This window comes from Rhodococcus sp. 24CO (genome assembly GCF_050586165.1).
Lineage (GTDB): Bacteria > Actinomycetota > Actinomycetes > Mycobacteriales > Mycobacteriaceae > Rhodococcus_F.
This window is the reverse complement of sequence record NZ_JAZFNF010000006.1, coordinates 406,708-425,016: the sequence shown is the minus strand read 5'-3', so window position 1 is coordinate 425,016 and position 18,309 is coordinate 406,708. Positions and strand designations below refer to the sequence as shown.

Annotated in this window: 16 protein-coding genes; 7 read left to right on the top strand and 9 right to left on the bottom strand. The window is 62.6% G+C overall.

The genetic code is table 11. From position 1 onward, the window contains the following. Nucleotides 1-8: 8 nt before the first annotated feature. From V2B23_RS17160 to V2B23_RS17150, 3 genes are all read right to left on the bottom strand, one after another. Nucleotides 9-182 carry a DUF2613 domain-containing protein gene (locus tag V2B23_RS17160; RefSeq protein WP_072782243.1) on the bottom strand — a complete coding sequence of 58 codons (174 nt, stop codon included), beginning with the start codon at nt 180-182 and terminating at the stop codon, nt 9-11. Nucleotides 183-302: 120 nt separating this feature from the next. Continuing rightward, entirely contained in the window at nt 303-1,391 is a 1,089-nt protein-coding gene (locus tag V2B23_RS17155; protein ID WP_430951456.1) for an isochorismate synthase, read from the bottom strand. A 34-nt stretch (nt 1,392-1,425) separates the two neighbouring features. Next, nucleotides 1,426-1,893, bottom strand: a complete 468-nt coding sequence (locus tag V2B23_RS17150; protein ID WP_430951567.1) for a universal stress protein — start codon at nt 1,891-1,893, stop codon at nt 1,426-1,428. A 102-nt stretch (nt 1,894-1,995) separates the two neighbouring features. Here V2B23_RS17150 and V2B23_RS17145 point away from each other — a divergent pair, with 102 nt between their 5' ends. After that, nucleotides 1,996-3,177 carry a glycoside hydrolase family 3 N-terminal domain-containing protein gene (locus tag V2B23_RS17145; RefSeq protein WP_430951455.1) on the top strand — a complete coding sequence of 394 codons (1,182 nt, stop codon included), beginning with the start codon at nt 1,996-1,998 and terminating at the stop codon, nt 3,175-3,177. A 72-nt stretch (nt 3,178-3,249) separates the two neighbouring features. Continuing rightward, nucleotides 3,250-3,849: a TetR/AcrR family transcriptional regulator gene (locus V2B23_RS17140; protein ID WP_033231699.1), complete on the top strand. Its 600-nt coding sequence runs from the start codon at nt 3,250-3,252 to the stop codon at nt 3,847-3,849. A gap of 89 nt (nt 3,850-3,938) precedes the next feature. Here V2B23_RS17140 and V2B23_RS17135 read toward each other — a convergent pair whose 3' ends face one another. After that, entirely contained in the window at nt 3,939-4,802 is an 864-nt protein-coding gene (locus V2B23_RS17135; protein WP_430951454.1) for a MaoC/PaaZ C-terminal domain-containing protein, read from the bottom strand. Beyond that, a complete protein-coding gene (locus V2B23_RS17130) occupies nt 4,802-6,148 on the bottom strand; it encodes a 3-oxoacyl-ACP reductase (protein WP_092803132.1) in 1,347 nt (448 codons plus the stop codon). Before V2B23_RS17130 ends, V2B23_RS17135 begins: the two co-directional genes overlap by 1 nt. A gap of 131 nt (nt 6,149-6,279) precedes the next feature. Between V2B23_RS17130 and V2B23_RS17125 the strand changes: the two genes are divergently transcribed. Then, nucleotides 6,280-7,623 (top strand): acetyl-CoA C-acetyltransferase, encoded by a 1,344-nt coding sequence (locus V2B23_RS17125; RefSeq protein ID WP_430951453.1) that lies wholly within the window; start codon nt 6,280-6,282, stop codon nt 7,621-7,623. 284 nt (nt 7,624-7,907) lie between these two features. Further along, nucleotides 7,908-9,953 carry a VanW family protein gene (locus tag V2B23_RS17120; RefSeq protein WP_430951452.1) on the top strand — a complete coding sequence of 682 codons (2,046 nt, stop codon included), beginning with the start codon at nt 7,908-7,910 and terminating at the stop codon, nt 9,951-9,953. A gap of 7 nt (nt 9,954-9,960) precedes the next feature. Here the strand turns inward: V2B23_RS17120 and V2B23_RS17115 are convergent, their stop codons facing one another. Beyond that, nucleotides 9,961-10,944 (bottom strand): LLM class F420-dependent oxidoreductase, encoded by a 984-nt coding sequence (locus tag V2B23_RS17115; protein ID WP_430951451.1) that lies wholly within the window; start codon nt 10,942-10,944, stop codon nt 9,961-9,963. Nucleotides 10,945-11,022: 78 nt separating this feature from the next. Here V2B23_RS17115 and V2B23_RS17110 point away from each other — a divergent pair, with 78 nt between their 5' ends. From V2B23_RS17110 to V2B23_RS17100, 3 genes are read left to right on the top strand one after another with little or no spacing between them, the layout of a single operon-like run. Continuing rightward, entirely contained in the window at nt 11,023-13,596 is a 2,574-nt protein-coding gene (locus V2B23_RS17110) for an alpha/beta fold hydrolase (protein WP_430951450.1), read from the top strand. Then, nucleotides 13,593-14,525: a glycosyltransferase gene (locus V2B23_RS17105; protein ID WP_430951449.1), complete on the top strand. Its 933-nt coding sequence runs from the start codon at nt 13,593-13,595 to the stop codon at nt 14,523-14,525. The genes V2B23_RS17110 and V2B23_RS17105 overlap by 4 nt, the downstream gene beginning before the upstream one ends. Then, the gene (locus V2B23_RS17100) at nt 14,522-15,415 is read left to right on the top strand and encodes a glycosyltransferase (RefSeq protein WP_430951448.1); all 894 of its coding nucleotides are present in this window, start codon (nt 14,522-14,524) and stop codon (nt 15,413-15,415) included. The genes V2B23_RS17105 and V2B23_RS17100 overlap by 4 nt, the downstream gene beginning before the upstream one ends. Before the next feature lies 1 nt (nt 15,416). Here V2B23_RS17100 and V2B23_RS17095 read toward each other — a convergent pair whose 3' ends face one another. Genes V2B23_RS17095 through V2B23_RS17085 form a run of 3 tightly spaced genes read right to left on the bottom strand, consistent with a single transcriptional unit; the run spans nt 15,417 to nt 18,062 of the window. Further along, a complete protein-coding gene (locus V2B23_RS17095; protein WP_430951447.1) occupies nt 15,417-16,292 on the bottom strand; it encodes an ABC transporter permease in 876 nt (291 codons plus the stop codon). After that, the gene (locus tag V2B23_RS17090) at nt 16,289-17,104 is read right to left on the bottom strand and encodes an ABC transporter permease (protein ID WP_430951446.1); all 816 of its coding nucleotides are present in this window, start codon (nt 17,102-17,104) and stop codon (nt 16,289-16,291) included. The genes V2B23_RS17095 and V2B23_RS17090 overlap by 4 nt, the downstream gene beginning before the upstream one ends. Beyond that, nucleotides 17,097-18,062, bottom strand: a complete 966-nt coding sequence (locus tag V2B23_RS17085) for an ATP-binding cassette domain-containing protein (RefSeq protein ID WP_430951445.1) — start codon at nt 18,060-18,062, stop codon at nt 17,097-17,099. The genes V2B23_RS17090 and V2B23_RS17085 overlap by 8 nt, the downstream gene beginning before the upstream one ends. Nucleotides 18,063-18,309 lie beyond the last annotated feature (247 nt).

The window sequence follows — 18,309 nt, the reverse complement described above, 5'->3', positions numbered from 1 at the left end:
CTGCGCTCTCAGCGGCTGCCGTACTCAACCTGGTTCAGCACGGAAGAATCGGCATTTCCGCTGCGGTCGATGTCGGGACGAGTGTTGTCCGCAGCTACTGCCGTGGCGCCGAAGATGGCAGCAGCGCCCAGAACGACGCCGACGACAGCGCTGGCCACACCGGGGACAAGGAACTTCGTCATCGTGGATCTCCCAATAGGTCGTGTGTCGGTCGTCCGGGACTTACCGGTCCGTACGAACTGTTCGCGTCAAGGTATCACTCGCCACCGAGAATTCGGACGATTGGCCCCGCAGCGGACTGATTAGTTTGTGTCCGAGACGCCCAGCGCCGTGAGCAATGTCCGCAATTTGGTGGTTGTCTCGTCCAATTCGTCCTGTGGGTCCGAATCTGCAACGATCCCGCCTCCCGCGCTCGCCCAGGCAGTTCGACCGTCGGCGCTGATTTCGGCGCATCGGATCGCGACCACCCAATCGCCGTCGCCGGCGTTGTCGCACCACCCCACTGCGCCGCCGTAAAAGCGTCTCGGCTCCTCGGTCTCGCGGATGACGTTCAATGCCGCGCTGGTGGGTGTTCCGCACAGCGCGGGTGTCGGATGGAGCGCGATTGCCAGCTCGAGCGCAGTGGTGGAGTCGCGCAGAACGCCGCGGATCGGGCTGGCCAGGTGCCAGACCTCGTGGGTACTGGTCAATTCTGGTGTCGACGGTATCGACAACTCACTGCACAGCGGACCGAGGACGTCCCGAATCCAGTCGGTGACAAAGGCATGCTCGGCTAGATTCTTCGTCGAACCCAGGAGGTTCTCCCCGGCCGCTCGATCCAGCTGGGATTCGGCTGTCCGACGCGCGGAACCCGCCAGCGGACGGCAGGTCACGACATTTCCGCGTCGGCTCACCAGAACCTCGGGTGTCGCGCCGACAAGAGAGTGGCCTACAAAATCGGTTCCGGCAGCGCTGAGGTCGACGGCAAATGTATTGGCCGCGGGATTGAGCGCAGCCATCCGGGCCGCGAGTGCTGTTGGTGAGATGGGAGATTCGGCACGCAGTTCGACGGTCCGAGCTGAGACCACTTTGCCGAGGTCGCCGTCACGCAGGCGGGTGAGAAGTTTCTCGACCCGTCGAAGATGATCTGCCGACGACGGAATTTCCCGCACCGCACGCGTGTCCGGCAAGTCCACGGAACTGTCCGGCCGCCACGCGCTACCGGTAACGGTTGCCTCGGCCGGTTCGTACAACGCCGTCGCTCCCGACGGGTCGAAGGGGAGAGCCCCGACGATCAGAGTCGCCGAACCTTCCGACAGCGCGTGCGTCGCCGCGCCCGCGTCGTCGAAACTGCGTCGTACGCCGCGGGTGAGCACGCTGTGATCAGGCCGAGAGAGAACAAAACCGTTCATGGTGACTGGAACACTAGTCGCCTGGGACGGACGCTCACTTGCCAGGAGGGACGATCAACACCGGCCGATGACTGTGACGCAGAACATGATCCGCCACGCTGCTCTGCAACAACGAGCGCAAACCGGTAGTGCCGCGAGTGCCGGTGACGATGATGTCGACGTCCAATTCGTCGGCAGTCTCCACGATTGCGGACCAGATGGCCGACCGGCATTCGGCACTACGGCCTTCGACGGTCAAGCCGGAGGCCTCGGCCAGTGCGACGCCTTCCGCGAGAGTTGCCTTGGCATCGGTGTACGCGATGTCCTCGACATCGTCGTCGGGAATCCACTCGGGCTGCATAACACCGGAGAGCCCGGACATCCGGGCGGCTTGGCGAACCATCGGCTCCCAGGCCGTGACGAGAATTGCGCGATTGGCGGACAGGAAACGTCCTGCGTACTCGACGGCACGTCGGGCGTTCTCGGAACCGTCGTACGCGATGAGCATCAGTCCTTGTGGCATCACGACCTCCTCGTCAGCGGGGAATCGGTTCACGTCCAGGTTACCTTCCTGCCGTGCCGGTGAGGGGAGTGTATGGGTACGGAGTCCGATACCGTCGTAGGAATGCGGATCAAGTTTGTGAAAACGGCAACCACTCTTGCCCTGTGTGGTGGATTGGTAGCGGGATGCTCGGGCGACGGCGGGGACGTGGCAGCGCCGTCGACGTCGGCTGCGGCGAGTGTCACGTCCGACATCACGACAACATCGCAGACGTCCACCGCCCTCCCCGCACCTACGGTCTGCGGCAGTGACCTCCTGGCGTCGTTGTCCACCAGGCAGAAACTTGCCCAGCTCCTCAACGTCGGCGTGACCGGTACCGACGACGCGTTGGCAATTGTTGCGAGCGAGCAGATCGGCGGCATCTTTGTCGGCAGCTGGACCGATCAGTCGATGCTGACCAATCGTGAAGTGCCGCAAGTGGCTTCGGCGTCGAAAATTCCGTTGATGGTGACAATCGACGAGGAGGGTGGCCGCGTGTCCCGCGTCGAGGACATTCTCGGACCCGATCCGTCGGCGCGGGAAACTGCCGAGACGATGACAGTGGAACAGACGTACCAGATGGCGCTCGAGCGGGGCCAGGGTCTGAAGGACCTCGGCATCACCGTCAACTACGCACCGGACGTCGATGTCAGCTCGCAGCCTGATAATTCGGTAATCGGTGACCGCTCGTACTCGGATGATCCTGCAACAGTGATCGCCTACGCCGGTGCGTACGCCCAGGGAATGCGCGACGCCGGAATCTTCCCGGTGATCAAACATTTCCCCGGACACGGTAGCGCGTCCGGCGATTCGCACACCGGCGCGGTGACGACGCCTCCTCTGGAAGAACTGATGAACTCGGATCTTGTTCCGTTCCGGGAGTTGGTGAACACCGGGGTCGGTGTCATGATCGGTCACCTCGAGGTTCCGGGTCTGACAGAACCGGGTGTCCCGGCAAGTATCAGTCCGGCCGCGGTGTCGTTGCTTCGCGACGGAGTGGGTTACGGCGCAGCGCCGTTCACAGGGCCGATCTTCACCGACGACCTCAGCGGTATGCAGGCGATTACCGACCGATACGATATTGCCGACGCGGTGCAGGCTGCATTGGTGGCAGGCGTGGACCAGGCGTTGTGGCTCACCACCGATGACGTACCGCGGGTGCTCGATCAGCTCGAAGGCGCCGTTGCGTCGGGTGTGTTGCCGCAGGCCCGCGTGGATCAGGCCGTGGTGACGGTCGCGCAGGCGAAGGGCGCTCTTACCTGCTGAGACGCTAGTGCGATTCGACGCCGGATCTTACCGTAGAGTAAGATAGACACTTACCCTGTGGTTGGAGGATACATGGCCGGTGGCACGAAGAGACTGCCACGCGCGGTACGCGAGCAGCAGATGCTCGACGCGGCAGTGGACGTGTTCTCCGACAGAGGTTTTCACGAAACCTCGATGGACGCCATTGCGGCCAAAGCAGAGATTTCCAAGCCGATGCTGTACCTGTACTACGGCTCCAAGGAAGAACTGTTTGCCGCGTGCATCCATCGTGAAGGTCTGCGATTTGTCGAAGCCTTGGCTCCTGCAGGTGCACCTGATCTGTCGCCACGCGAGCAATTGCGTGCCGCTCTCGAAGGTTTCCTCGGATTTGTGGGGGCCAACCGAAAGTCGTGGATGGTGCTCTACCGTCAGGCCGTCGGACAGCAGGCTTTTGCGGGCACCGTGCAGACGAGTCGCGATCGATTGATCGAACTGACAGCGCACCTGCTCGAGTCCAGCACCAAGGATCCGGATGCGTCTCACGACTTCGGGATCATCGCAATCGCCTTGGTCGGTGCAGGTGAGGCTGTGGCCGACCGCGTTGCCGGCGGAGAAATCGAAGTAGACGAGGCAGCCGATCTCCTCGAGTCCTTGGCATGGCGCGGACTGTCGGGCAAGAAGAAGTCCGAATAGTCCCCACCCGCATCGAGCGAACGTACCTTTCAGCGCCTTGGATGCGCCGAAAGGTACGTTCGCTCAAACGGGGTGGGTGAAAACCAGACTCAGCGCAGCGTCGCCGTGACGTGCGGGTAGCCCTTCTTCGGGTGCAGTAGCGCCAGATCCCAACCGTTGTCGACGCGATCGGCGTACGCGTTCAGTGTTGCCGGCAGGAGAATCGGCTTACCGAATCGCACGCTGTACGTGACCTTGTCGGCCACATCCCCTTCGACGGTCCGCAGCAGTGCCGCGGCGCTCCACATTCCGTGAGCGATGGTCTTCGGGAATCCGAAAGCCTTGGCGCCCAGGGACGAGACGTGGATGGGGTTCCGGTCCCCGGAAATGGATGCGTACTTGCTGATCGTGGTCTGGTCGACGCGGATGGTGGTCATCGGCGTCGGCGGAACCTCGTCGGCCTTCGGTTCCGGTCGGGTTTCGCCGGACAGGGAGGTCTTCTGCTGATTGAGGAACGACGACGTTTGACGCCACACCAGTTCCCGCCCCACCCGAATTTCGGTGATCACGTCGATCAGCAGACCCTTGCGATGCTCGCGCAGGTTCTCGGCGTGCACCGAGAGATCAAGCGGTTCGCTCACGGAGATGGGGCGCAGTGATTCGATGACATTCTCGGCGTGCACGGAACCGACTGCGGGGAAGGGGAATTCCTTCGACACCATCAATTTCATCACCGTCGGGAATGCCAACGTGAATGGGTAGGTGATCGGCAGTGAATCACCGAATCGCAGGCCGGTGACTCGGCAGTAGGCCGCCAGATTGTCGGTGTCGACCTTCAGTCCGGTGAGGGTGATTTTCTGCTGCGGCACCGAGCGCGAGTCCGACTTGTTCCACGGCATCAACCCGAGCACTGCGCGGGAGTAGATGTCGAGGGTTTTGGGTTGCTCGGTGAGTGCGACGGTCTTGGTTGCCATCATGCTCCCAGGAGGCTCTGGCCGCACACGCGAACAACCTGTCCCGTAACGGCATTGGATGCCGGGCTGGCGAAGTAGGCGACAGTCTCGGCAACGTCGACGGTCTCGCCGCCCTGCAGTAGGGAGCTCATGCGGCGGCCGGCTTCGCGGGTCGCGAAGGGGATGGCTGCGGTCATGGCAGTTTCGATGAAGCCGGGTGCCACCGCGTTGATGGTGATGTTCTTCTTTGCCAGGACCGGAGCTTCGGCGTGGACGAGGCCGATGACGCCGGCCTTGGAGGTTCCGTAGTTGGTCTGGCCGCGGTTGCCGGCGATACCGGCGATGGAGGACACGTCGACGACGCGTCCGCCTTCCTTGAGTGCGCCCTTCGCGACGAGGTGCTCGGTGATCTTCTGCGGTGCAAGAAGATTGACGCCGATAACCATGTTCCAGCGGCCTTCGTCCATGTTGGCGAGGGTTTTGTCGCGGGTGATTCCGGCGTTGTGGACGATGATGTCGGCGCCGCCGTGACGCTCGAGCAGATGCGCCGCGAGGACCTCGGCTGCGTCGTCTGCTGTGACGTCGAGTGCGAGGGAGGTTCCGCCGACCTTGTTGGCGGTGGCCGAAAGTGCTTCTCCCGCAGCGGGGATGTCGGCGCAGACCACGTGCGCGCCGTCGCGGGCCAGGACCTCGGCGATGGTGGCGCCGATGCCGCGGGCTGCGCCGGTCACGACTGCTACCTTGCCGTCGAGCGGCTTGTCCCAGTTGGCCGGCGCAACGGAATCTTCGTCTCCGACGACGATGACCTGGCCGTCGACAAATGCGGACTTGGCCGAAAGCAGGAAGCGCAGAGTCGATTCGACGCCCGAGAGGCCGGTGGATGCCTTGGGGGAAACGTAGACCAGCTGCGCGGTGGAGCCGCGCTTGATCTCCTTGCCGACGCTGCGGGTGAAGCCTTCGAGGGCTCGCTGCGCGACATGCTCGTCGACGCTCGACGTCTCTTCGGGCGTCGTGCCCAGCACAACAACGCGAGCGCACGATGCGAGGTTGCGGATCACGGGCTGGAAGAACTCGAACAGCTGCTCGAGTTCGGTGACCTGCGTGATTCCGGTGGCGTCGAATACCAGTGCGCCGAAGGTCGTGTCGTGGGCCTGCGCGGCGGGGTAATCGGAGAGCAAGACGCGCAGCGGTTCTACGAGTCGGCCTTTACCGCCGATGAGGACCGGTCCGGCCAACGGCGGTTCTCCGGCTTTGTAGCGGCGCAGGTTCTCGGGCCTGGGCAGGCCTGCCTTCGACGCAATGAATGCGCCGGGGCCGGACGAGAGGAACTGTGAATAGAGGTCGGGAGCTCCCTTGCTGGCTGCCACGGTCCTACCTTCTGTCGTGTTTCGGTGTGCCTTGCGCCGTGTATCCGAATCGGATGTGGCGATAGACAAGTAACTTACTACTGAGTAAGAATAGTCTTCAACAGGTAATCGCACCATCCTTGGAGACGCAAGTGACCAGCAAAGCCCGTTCGAACACACAATCCGCAGCCAAAACGACGCCGGCCGCAAAGCCTGCAGGTCAGCGCCGCCGCGTTGCCATCGTCGGTGGCAATCGAATTCCTTTCGCCCGTTCGGACAAGGCCTACGCGCAGGCGTCCAATCAGGACATGTTCACGGCCACGCTCGACGGATTGGTGAGCCGTTTCAACCTGCAGGGTGAGCAACTCGGCCTGGTGGTCGGTGGCGCGGTGCTCAAGCACAGCCGTGATTTCAATCTCATCCGTGAGTCGGTTCTCGGGAGTGCGCTGAGCCCGTACACACCCGCGTACGACCTTCAGCAGGCCTGTGGCACCGGCCTGCAGTCGATCGTCGCAGTCGGCGACGCCATCTCGGCCGGCCGTATCGATTCCGGCATCGGCGGCGGTACGGACACCACGTCCGACGCTCCGATCGGCGTCAACGATCAGGCACGCGAGTTCCTGCTCTCCCTCAATCGCGCGAAGTCGACGGGCGACCGCATCAAGCTTCTCGGCAACGTCCGCGCGGGCATGCTCGGCCTCGAAATTCCGCGCAACGGCGAGCCTCGCACCGGCAAGTCGATGGGTGACCACGCTGCGATCACCGCCAAGGAATTCGGCGTGAAGCGCGAGGACCAGGACGAACTTGCCGCTGCCAGCCACAAGAACATGGCGGCTGCCTACGACCGCGGTTTCTTCGACGACCTCGTCACCCCGTTCCTCGGCCTGACCCGCGACGACAACCTCCGTCCCGGTTCGACCGTCGAGAAACTGTCGACGCTCAAGCCCGTATTCGGCACCAAGCTCGGCGACGCCACCATGACGGCAGGCAACTCGACACCTCTCACCGACGGTGCGTCGGCGGTGCTCCTCTCGACCGACGAGTGGGCAGCCGAGCGCAACCTCCCCGTCCTCGCGCATCTCGTCGACTCGGAGACAGCTGCCGTCGATTACGTCCACGGCAAGGACGGCCTGCTGATGGCGCCGACGTACGCGATCCCGCGCCTGTTGGCCCGCAACGGACTCACCTTGCAGGACTTCGACTACTACGAAATCCACGAGGCATTTGCCTCTGTTGTTCTCGCGACACTGCAGGCTTTCGAGTCCGACGAGTACTGCAAGGAACGCCTGGGCCTCGACGGCGCATTGGGCTCGATCGATCGCAGCAAACTCAACGTCAACGGTTCGTCTTTGGCCGCCGGACACCCGTTTGCTGCGACTGGCGGACGCATTGTGGCGACTCTCGCAAAAATGCTTGCGGAGAAGGGTTCAGGGCGCGGTCTTATCTCGATTTGTGCAGCGGGCGGACAGGGCGTCACCGCAATCATCGAGCGGTAGTCCCGTGACTGGCAATTGCTGCGCTCACCTGCGGTAACAGTCGGTCTGGGGTGGTGAAGAAGGAGATCCGGTCGCGAGGGGTGACCGGATCTCCTTTTCTTTTTCGGACAAATTTCTGTGGCCGTGTAACGCTGACGGATAGCTACCGATATTCAAGACAGCCCCGTGCTGCTGCCTGACCCCCGACCTGGCAGCAACGCGGGGCTCTTGTATGTCCAGATATCCTGTTGAGTAGTGCTGGGTACGCGCCGCAGCCCCGGTCGATGCAGCGAGGAGTCAAACGAGTGAGTGACGCAGACGGTTCACCCCCGGAGAAAAACAACGGTGTGGACGGCTCCGAAGCTCCCGAGTTCTCCCCGTCGGTTCCGGAAGGATCAGTGCCGGATCAAGCAGAGCCGGATCAAGCGGAGCCGGATCAAGCAACACCGGAGGAACCAGTCCTCGACGAGCCGGCTCCGGATGAATCGGCCAACGAGATCACGACCGTCATTCCGGTAGTTCCAGCTAACTCCGAGATTCCGACTGGCCCGGCTGTTCCAGCCACTGCGGCTGTTCCAACCCACGCTGAAGTTCCCGCCGGTGCAGCGGAGCCGACCCAACAGTTCGAACCGGTTCTGCCGGCAGTAGCGCCCGAGCCTGTGGCAGTTGATCAGCCGGCGTCGAAGAAGTGGGTCAAGCCCGCTCTGATTGTCGGCGGGATTTTTGCGGTCGCAGTTCTTGCCTACGGGGTGGACGTGTTCACGTCGTCCGGAAACACGCCTCGGGGAACTCAGGTTGCCGGGATCGACATCGGTAACCGCTCGCCGGCCGACGCGGAGACAGTCCTGCGCGCGGAGTTGGCTCCGAAGCTTGTCGAACCCGTCCCGGTGAGGGCGGACGATGTGGAGTCCACGATCATTCCCGCGTCGGCTGGTATCGACGTGGACTGGTCGGCGACGTTGGCGGGCGTGAATGAGCAACCGCTCAATCCGATCACCCGGATCACCTCGTTCTTCAGCTCGCGTGAGGTGCCGGTGGTGTCGACGGTCGATCAGGCGGCATTGGACGCGTCGATGACGGTTGTCGCGGCTACCAGTGATCGCGCGCCGGTCGAAGGTGCTGTTGTCATTTCCGGTGGTGAAGCATCTGGTGTGTCGCCGGTGGTGGGCCGCGCCCTCGATCTGCCGGGTGCGGCAGCAACATTCAGTGACGAGTGGTCCTCGGGCGATGTTGTCGACCTACCCGTGGAAGACACCCCCGTTACGGTGACGCAGGCCGGTGTCGATCGTGCGTTGCAGGACGTTGCTCAGCCCGCTGTGTCCGGCGAGGTTGTGGTCAACGGCCGCGACGGCAAGGAAGCGACCATCGGCGTCGACCAGATCGGCGAGATTCTGACGTTTGCTCCCGACGGTTCGGGCGGACTGGCACCGCAGTACAACACCGAAGCTGCCGTGAAGATCTTGGCGCCGCAATTGGTATCGACGGAGGTTGCACCGAAGGACGCGTCGATCACGCTGGCCGGCGGTGCACCGACTGTGGTTCCGGGTGTAGTCGGCGACCTGATCAACTGGCCGGAAACCGTGAAGGATCTCCCGGTTCTGCTCGCCAGCACGGGTTCTCGGGCAACTCCGGCGGTGTACGCGGCGGTTCCACCGGCACTCACCACCGAGGGAGCCGAGGCGCTCGGCATCAAGGAAGTGATCGGTGAGTTCACCACTGGCGGCTTCGAGTACGCGTCCGGCGTGAACATCGCGTTGGCGGCGTCGGTGCTCGACGGTGCGATAGTCAAACCGGGAGAAACGTTCTCGTTCAACGAGTACACCGGACCGCGCGGCGCTGCCCAGGGGTACGTGGAATCGGGAATCATCAACAACGGTCGACCGGACAAAGCCGTCGGCGGCGGCATCAGCCAGCTGGCGACGACGCTTTACAACGCAACGTACTTCGCCGGAATGGAAGACGTCGCGCACACCGAGCACAGTTATTACATCTCGCGGTACCCGGAGGCCCGTGAGGCCACGATCTTCGACGGCGCGATCGACCTGCAGTTCCGCAACCCGTCGAAGACCGGTGTGATGATCCAGACGATCACGACGTCATCGAATGTGACAGTGAAGATCTGGGGAACGAAGGCCGTCGACGTGGAGTCGATCACCGGTCCTCGTACGTCTCCCACAACGCCCGATACCGTGGTCCTACCCAAGGGCGACGGATGTATCGCGTCCAGTGGCGCGCCCGGCTTCACGGCGAGTGATACCCGTGTGATCACCGATCACGCCACCGGCGCGGAGATTTCCTCGAATACTCGCACCGTGAAATACGATCCGGTTCCGATCGTGAAGTGCGAGTAGGAAACTACTACTTGCCGACCAGTGGGCCGAGTGTGCGCCCGGCTAGGTCGACGATTCCCGGCTCGTTGCCGTTGGTGATGAGGTTGATGACCACTCCGTCGATCCCGTGGTCGAGGATGCGCGTCTGAACCTGCTCGGCGACGTCGTCGGGGTTGCCGACGAAGTGACGTTCTGTGGCCTTGGCGACCACGTCGTCCGGCGCTGTGGTGATGTCGAGCCCGCGCTCGGCAAGGAATGTTCGCTGATGCGCGCGAGCCTTGTCGCCATCCTCGTCGATCATCATGAACGTGAGGAAGCTGGTTTCGAGGGTGGTGCGGTCGCGTCCTTCTTCGTCGCATCGGGCTGCGAGGGCGTCCATCTTGCGTGGCAGTTCGGACGGGTCACAGATGATGTTGAGGTGGTCGGCGAAGCGCGCGGCGAGGGCAAACGTCTTCTTCTCGCCGCCGCCACCGAGCAGGATCGGCAGGTCGTCGCGGACGCGGGGCTCGTTGATGGCCTCCTTGACGTGGTACCAGGTGCCGTCGAAGGTAGGCCGTTTGCCGCGGAGCATCGGTTCGATGATCTGCAGGGCCTCGTCGAGTTTCTGGAACCGCTCGGTGAAGGTGCCGAACTCGTAGCCGAAGGAATCGTGTTCGAGTTCGAACCAGCCCGCTCCGATGCCGAGGATGGCGCGACCACCGCTCACCACATCGAGTGTGGTGACAGTCTTGGCGAGCATCGGCGGGTTTCGGTACGTATTGCCGGTGACGAGGGCGGACAGCTGGATGGTGTCGGTGGCCGTCGCCAGTCCGGAGAGCGCTGAATACGCCTCGAGCATGGGTGCATCGGGGTCTCCGATGCCGGGCAGTTGGTAGAAGTGGTCCATCACGAACGCGGTGTCGAAGCCGGCGGCTTCGGCTTCCCGAGCTTGCGCGATGACGGTGGGGAAGAGGTCCTTGACCGGGCCACCGTAGCTGAAATTGGGCATTTGGTATCCGAGGCGAGTACTCACTCGTTCGACGCTACTCGTTAGGCCGCCTACATGAACTGCGAAAAGACTACGAAAACTTCAGTAGGTTAGCCTTGCCTGGTGCATGCCGAGACGATGACTGCCAGATGGAACGCCGTCTGCGGCGATACTCCCGAGGCGGTTGCTGTGCGTACCCGTGATCGTGAGTTCACGTTTGCGCAGGCGCACGCGCTCTCGACAGCATGGGCACGCGCATTGGTCGATTGTGAACCGGACACATCGCGTGCGATAGCGCTCGAGCCCGGCGCCGGTGCGGAATCTGTTGTCGCTGCGCTAGCGGTAATCGCTTCCGGACATCCGCTGATCATGCTTGATCCTCTACTGCCCGAGCAACGACGCACACATATCCTCTCACTGACCGGCGCACTGCGCGTCGACGTGCCGATGCTGACCGAACTCCCGCCGGCTTCGCACGTCACGCTGCCCGAGCCGAATGTGCAGGACACGGCGATTATCGTGTTCACGTCCGGTTCGACGGGGCAGCCGAAGGGCGTTCTGCACAGTCACGAGAATTGGATAAACCAGGCCTTCGAAGCGAAGGAAGCGCTCGAGATCGGACCGGGTGATCGCGTCGGAATGCTGCTGCCGATGAGTTTCGGCGCCGGACTGGACGTGATCGTGATGTCGCTGCTCAACGGCGCCGGCCTGTACTACTGGGATCCGCGTACCGAGTCGACAACCGGGCTGGCCGAGTGGTTGTCCGAGTGCGGCGTCAGCACTGCGCATTGCACTCCGTCGTTCCTGAGATCCTGGCTACCGGAGCTCACCTCCGTAGACACTCCGGCTCTGTCCTCGCTACGCGTGCTGACAACCTGCGGCGAGTCGATTCACAGCTCTGATGTGTCAGCTCTGCGGCCACACTTACGACCGGATGCGTTGTACTGCAGCTGGTCCGGATCTTCCGAGACCGGGCACCTCGCCTTCAATCCGTACCCGAGTGACCGAGAGCTTCCAGGCGGTGTGGTTCCGGTCGGCCGTCCTGCGGCCAACAAGGACGTTCTGATTCTCGATGCGGATCAGAACCCCGTCGAGGTCGGGTGCATTGGCGAAATTTACGTTGTATCAAGGTATTTGGCTAACGGCTACTACGGCAAAGATCAGTCGGGGGCGTCGAAATTCGTGGTGCAGCCCGACGGTTCGACGCGCTACCGGATGGGAGATCTCGGACGCTTCGACGAGAACGGTGATCTGCATCTTTCCGGTCGTAGCGACGACGCGGTGAAGATCCGTGGCTACCTTGTCGAACCTGCCGAAGTGGAAGCGGCGTTGCGCTCCCTCGAATGGGTATCCGACGCGGTCGTTGTAGCGGACAAGGCTGTGCCGCAACCGATTCTGATCGGCTATGTAGCAGTCGGTGGATCGGAGTGGACGCCGTCTGCCGCCGAGGTGCGCAGCGCGCTTGGGCAGCGAATCCCGACGTGGATGGTGCCACGCGATATCGTGATTCTTGCGGCTTTGCCTCGCAACGAACGGGGAAAGGTGGATCGCGCCGGCCTTCCTCCCGTGCCGATGCGCGGCGAACCGGTCCCGTTGCGCGGCCCCACCGAGACGCTCCTCTCGTTCATCTGGCAACCGATTCTCGGTATCGAGGCGGTTGGACGAGACGAGGATTTCACTGCGCTCGGTGGTGATTCGCTTGCTGCGGCAAAGATGCTCGGCGAAGTGGCTGAACAGTTCTACGTTCAGATCTCGTCGGCTGAGTTCGCGCAGGCGCCGACCATCGAGGGTTTGGCAAAACTGGTCGATTCCGCGGGCCGTCGTCGTTCGCCGCTTTCGGATTCCTCGTTGGTACCGCTGCGAACCGACGGCAGCGAACCTGCGCTCTTCCTGGTTGCCGGTGGCGGAGCACCCGCCGCGGTCTTTGCTCACCTCGTTCGGGAAATGCGCAGCGGCGTAACGGTATACGGAATCCAATCTCACGGACTCGAGCACCGCGGTCGCGCGGATCGGACGATTGCCGCCGCTGCCGCCCGAGCCCTGCGTTCCATTCGAACGGTGCAATCACACGGTCCGTATCGGCTGGGGGGATACTCTTTCGGCGGATTTGTCGCTCTCGAAATCGCGTCGCTACTCGAGCGCGAGGGCGAGCATGTCGACATAGTGGTGCTGCTGGATGCGGTGCTCGACGGCGACGTGGCAGCGAAGGTGGGAGCGCTCGGTGGCGCGCGCCTGCCGATCAGTAGGGGAGCAAAGTCCCGCACTGCGGCCGCACTGCCGCAGCGTGAGACACCGCAGGAGTACGTGCCGCAGAACGTGTTTGCTCGACTGTGGAGCAAGGTGTTGATGAATTCGTTGGTCGCGACTGCAGGCTTGTTCCGTCTGCGGGCGTCGGCGCAATGGATCGTCTACTACGAGCTGAGCCGGCGCATGCTGGCCAAGTACGAGCCGAGCCGGCACGTCGGCCGCGTTCAGGTGATCACCGCATCCGAACCGGGTGACATCGGGGACAGAGACGTGGCCGCCGAGGCGAAGCTATGGGCAGTCCTCGCGCCGAACGACCTGCACATCGAGAGTGTTCCCGGTGATCATCAGTCAATTCTGCGGCAGCCGTTTGTCATTCGCACGGCGGCGGTGGTGGACGCAGCTGTATCCGGCCGACAAGGCGCGAGCAATCTGGGGAACGAGAAGTCATGACAACCGCGGCTGTGGTCAGCAGTTTCAATCCGGCGGAAGGTTTGCTCGACACGTGCAGGGCTGTGCGTGAGCAGGTCGATGTTGTTGTCGTCGTGGACGACGGGTCTACCAAGGACGTGTCCGCCGTTCTCGGGCAGTGCCGTGCTGCGGGCTACGAAGTGATCGAGTTGGGCACCAATCGTGGGATTGCGCACGCCATCAATCGCGGCATCGAGCGTGCGTTGGCCGGTGGCGCTGACCACGTTCTGACGCTGGACCAGGACACGGTTCTTTCGGCTGGATATCTGCGTCGCATGTATGAGCATCTCGAGTTGGCTCGGTCGCTCGGTCTGGATCGAACGATACTGGCTACCAGCACGATCAACGGCGAGGTGGCTCCGTTCTGGCATGCGGAACGGGGACTGACGCTGGCCTTCGAGCCCATCCAGTCCGGCATGTTGTTGCCCCGGGAAGTGCTCGAGCAGGTCGGACTGTTCGAGGAAGAACTGTTCATCGATTGTGTCGAGACGGAGTTCTATCTGCGGGCGCGCGCCCAGGGCGTTCATTCCTTGATAACGCCGGGTACCGATATCGAGCACGGCTTCGGGTCGCCGACCACATGGATTCCGCCGAGACCACTGCGCTTGGTGCTCGGATCGCGGCGTGGCGGGTTTTCGTTCACCGAAGATGCGCCGTTCCGGCACTACTACATCGCCCGAAACCGCGCGATCATGTATGCGCGGTACTGGCGAACGGAACCGCTGTGGTGCATGGTTTCTGTGGCCAAGGACGTGCTCAGCCGTGGACGGGCAATGCTTTTCGGCACCGAGAGAATGGCCCGAACGTATCTGACTGTGCGCGGATTCTGGGGCGCAGCTCGCGGTGAACGAGGAAAGGTCCCCGGCGCTGTGTTGCGCCGTGCGGCAGTTCTGTCGAGATCTCGCTCGTGAGCGCACCGAAGAAACCCGAGTCGGTGGCCGTGATCATTCCGGTCCGCAACGGACTCGCGACAATCGACGTTCAACTCGCTGCGTTGGCGGCACAGGACTACTCGGGTTCCTTCGAGGTGATCGTTGCCGACAACGGTTCCACCGACGGGCTTGCCGAGTATCTCACCGGGCATCCGAGAGCTGAGGAGTTGGCACTGCGGCGGGTTGATGCCTCGGATCGCCCTGGCGCCGCACACGCTCGCAATGTCGCCGCGCGTGGTACCGTCGCAGATTTTCTGGCGTTCTGCGACGGCGACGATCGGGTGCATTCGAACTGGCTGTCGGAGTTGGTCAGGGTGGCGGCCGAACACGATGCGGTAACCGGCACTGCCGAAATCGAGTCGATCAACAGCGAATTGGTGCAGTCGTGGCGGCAGATGCCGGATCGCCACGAGGGTTATTCGTTGTACCGATTCCTGCCGGTTGGCCTCAGTGGAAGCTTCGGGATCTGGCGAGAGGCATTCGAGCGTGTCGGCGGCTGGGACGAAACCTTCACCAGGGGCGGCGAAGACAGCGACATGTGTCTGCGGATCCAGTTGGCGGGCATGTCCTTCGGTCACGCCCCCGACGCGCAGATCGCCTATCGGCAGCGCGACACGCTAGCTGGGATCTGGCAGCAATCGGTGATGTGCGGTGAGGGCGATGTTCGGTTGTACGCCGAGTACCGTGCGTACGGGATGCCCAGGCGCAGCCAGCTCGCGCTGGCAGACACTGTTGCCTATCTGATCTTGCGTAACCCGCTACTGCCACAGTTCATCTCGCGGGTACCCACCGGACGTTGGCTCTTCCATGCCGGGAATCTGTGGGGACGAATTGTCGGAAGTGTGCGCCACCGCGTGTATTACCTCTGAGCTACTTGCGGGACGCTTTGCGGTAACCGATGACGGCAGGACGCAGAAACACCGCGAGGATGCCGACGGACCACGCACAGGTCAGGAACATCGGGCGGGCGATCTCGCCGTTCACGGCGAGGCCACGGATGGCATCGACTGCGCAGCTGAGTGGTTGGTACTCCACGATGGGCTGGAGCCACGTCGGGTAGGCGTCCACCGGGACGAATCCGGAGTTGAAGAACATCAGCAGATTGGTCGTGATCGCGATCCATTCGGTGATGGTCGACTTGTTCGTCAGCAGCGTGATCGCGGTGACCATGATCGAGAACGAGATGCCGAAGAGCACTGCGACGCCCAGCATTCCGAGCAGACCCGGTATCCCGGTCTCGATTCGGAAGCCGATGAACGTTCCGACGACGAAGATCAGCACCGTGGTGACGAGGATCCGCACGACCTCGGCGCACAGACGCCCGAGCAGTGCCGACGATCGATGCACCGGCATCGTCCAGAACTTGTGGAGCATTCCGCCCGCCAGCTCGCGGCGCAGGCCGATTCCGCTGACGGAGGCACCGGCCATGGCTCCCACCAACGCAACCATCGGGACCATTCCGTACGAACTGCTCACTCCGGTTCGTTCGGAGATCGATTCGCCCAGTACGAGTCGGAACATCAACACCATGAGCGCGGGATACAACAGCGACTGCGCCAAAGTGACCGGATCGCGTGACCACTTGATCAGGATTCGCTTGCACTGCTGTCCGCTCTGGACCGACAACGCGCGTAGTGAGGTCTCGTGATGGGCTTGATCACGCGGGCGAAAACTGAAGGGCGTCGCCGCGGTGTTCGACGGCGGTGCCGATGGGGTGGATGCTTCCGTCGCTGTGGAATCGGTCATGATCGACGTGCCCCTGCCCATAGTGCCAACGGAACGAATACGGCAGCCAACCCCGCTGCCCACAACAACGCCGGCGCCAGAGTTGGCCAGGTGAGTGTTCCGGTTGCCATGTCACGCATGGCAGCAGAGAAATGCGAGATCGGCTGGTTGCGAGCGAATGGTCGCGCCCATTCGGGAAAGCCGGATTCGGGGACAAAGCCGGTGGACAGCATGCCGAGAATCATCTGTGGCAGAACCAACGCCTGCCCGGATGCCTCCGGACTTTTCGAGAGCAATCCGATGGCGTCGGCGCCGAGCGAGAGAACGAGGCTGAACATCAAGGCAAACGCGCAGAAGTACAGGATATTTGCACTTGGACCGACAAATCGGAAGCCGAGTACGTAGCCGTAGACGATCGAGGCGAATAGCGAGAGCGCCGAGCGCACCAGAGCGACGCTCATTCGCGCCGCCAGCGGGGTAAGGGGTCCGACCGGCATTGTCTGCAGTCGCTTACTCATACCTCGAACGGAGTCCATCGCCGAGCGTTGGGCTGCTGAGAGCGCGGTGAACGTCATTGCCTGCAGAACGATGATCGGCATGAGGAACTGTGCGTAGTCGAGACCGCGGTCCTCCATGACGATCCGCAGCGGCAGGTAGAAACCCAGAGCGAACACCAAAGGCGCGACAACAGCCGAGACGAATTCGCCTTCCGCCACCATCGATCGCAGTGATCGCTCGGTCAGGGTGAGCCATTGGGGGAGAAACGCCGGCCGGATGGGTGTGCGGGCGACGAATTCGGTTTCGGGAACTCGCAGTTCGGATCGATCAACCACGGTTGCTGTTTTCGTGATCGGTCAGCGTCATGAACACATCGTCGAGTGAGGGCTTTCGCAATCCGATGTCGGCGAGTCGAATACCGGCGTGACGGGTGCGAGCGATGACTTCGGCCATCAGGTCGACTCCTGACTCGGCAGGAATGGACAGCGCGGCGGCAGCCGTCGACGGATCGAACTCGTAAGCCGGGGGAAGTAGATCTCCCAGCAGTTCGACGATGGCGGGTATCGCGCCCGGATCGACCGGCACGATTTCGCAATAGCGATCACCGATCTCGGCTTTGAGGCTGTCCGAAGTGCCTTCGGCGATGACGCGTCCCTTGTCGATCACGATGATGTTGTCGCTGAGAACGTCGGCTTCTTCGAGATATTGGGTGGTGAGGAGAGTGGTGATCCCGAGATCTTTGAGTGAGCCGATGAGCGACCACAAACCTTGGCGACTGCGCGGATCGAGGCCTGTGGTGGGTTCGTCGAGAAAGACCACCAAGGGTTCTACGACAAGTCCGCAGGCGATGTCGAGTCGTCGGCGCATGCCACCCGAGTATCCGTCGACCGTGCGCACGCCGGCTTCGGTGAGTTCGAATCGTTCGAGTAAATCGTCCGCACGTAGTTTTGCGGTGCGGCGACCGAGCCCCATCATTCTGCCGAAGAACATCAGGTTCTCGCGGCCGGTCAGAGTCGGGTCGATGGCTGCGTATTGGCCGGTCATCATGATCAGCCCCCGCACCTGAGCGGCATCTGCCACGACGTCGAAGCCGGCGACGGTGGCGCGTCCGGAATCCGGGGTGAGCAGTGTGGACAGGACGTCGACGGTCGTGGTCTTGCCTGCGCCGTTGGGGCCGAGTATCCCGAGGATGCTGCCCCGTTCGACTTCGAAGGAGATTCCACGGAGCGCTTCGACGTCGCCGAATGACTTGGTGATGCCCTCGACGACGACGGCTTTGGGCTCTTCGGGCATTTGCTCTCCATGCGCTGTCGGTGGTTCGAACCGACCTAGCACTTTGTCGATATCGGGTGAGTCCGGTGGCGTGCCGGCTCGCCGTGAACGAGCGTACAGACCAGGTTTCGCGTGGCGTCCATCGAGTTGAGGCGATGTCACCTGATCTGTGCCAATCGCCACCGCGTCGATTCGTGAACGAAGCTATAGGTTAGCCTAAGCTTTTCTGCTTGGGTGTACAGCGAGTTTCGCGGATGCGTGAATTGGG

Excerpts from the sequence above, each read along its gene's own strand:
- V2B23_RS17160 (WP_072782243.1), bottom strand. The coding sequence starts at position 182 with ATGACGAAGTTCCTTGTCCCCGGTGTGGCCAGCGCTGTCGTCGGCGTC.
- V2B23_RS17155 (WP_430951456.1), bottom strand. The coding sequence starts at position 1,391 with ATGAACGGTTTTGTTCTCTCTCGGCCTGATCACAGCGTGCTCACCCGC.
- V2B23_RS17150 (WP_430951567.1), bottom strand. The coding sequence starts at position 1,893 with ATGCCACAAGGACTGATGCTCATCGCGTACGACGGTTCCGAGAACGCC.
- V2B23_RS17145 (WP_430951455.1), top strand. The coding sequence starts at position 1,996 with ATGCGGATCAAGTTTGTGAAAACGGCAACCACTCTTGCCCTGTGTGGT.
- V2B23_RS17140 (WP_033231699.1), top strand. The coding sequence starts at position 3,250 with ATGGCCGGTGGCACGAAGAGACTGCCACGCGCGGTACGCGAGCAGCAG.
- V2B23_RS17135 (WP_430951454.1), bottom strand. The coding sequence starts at position 4,802 with ATGGCAACCAAGACCGTCGCACTCACCGAGCAACCCAAAACCCTCGAC.
- V2B23_RS17105 (WP_430951449.1), top strand. The coding sequence starts at position 13,593 with ATGACAACCGCGGCTGTGGTCAGCAGTTTCAATCCGGCGGAAGGTTTG.
- V2B23_RS17095 (WP_430951447.1), bottom strand. The coding sequence starts at position 16,292 with ATGACCGATTCCACAGCGACGGAAGCATCCACCCCATCGGCACCGCCG.
- V2B23_RS17085 (WP_430951445.1), bottom strand. The coding sequence starts at position 18,062 with ATGCCCGAAGAGCCCAAAGCCGTCGTCGTCGAGGGCATCACCAAGTCA.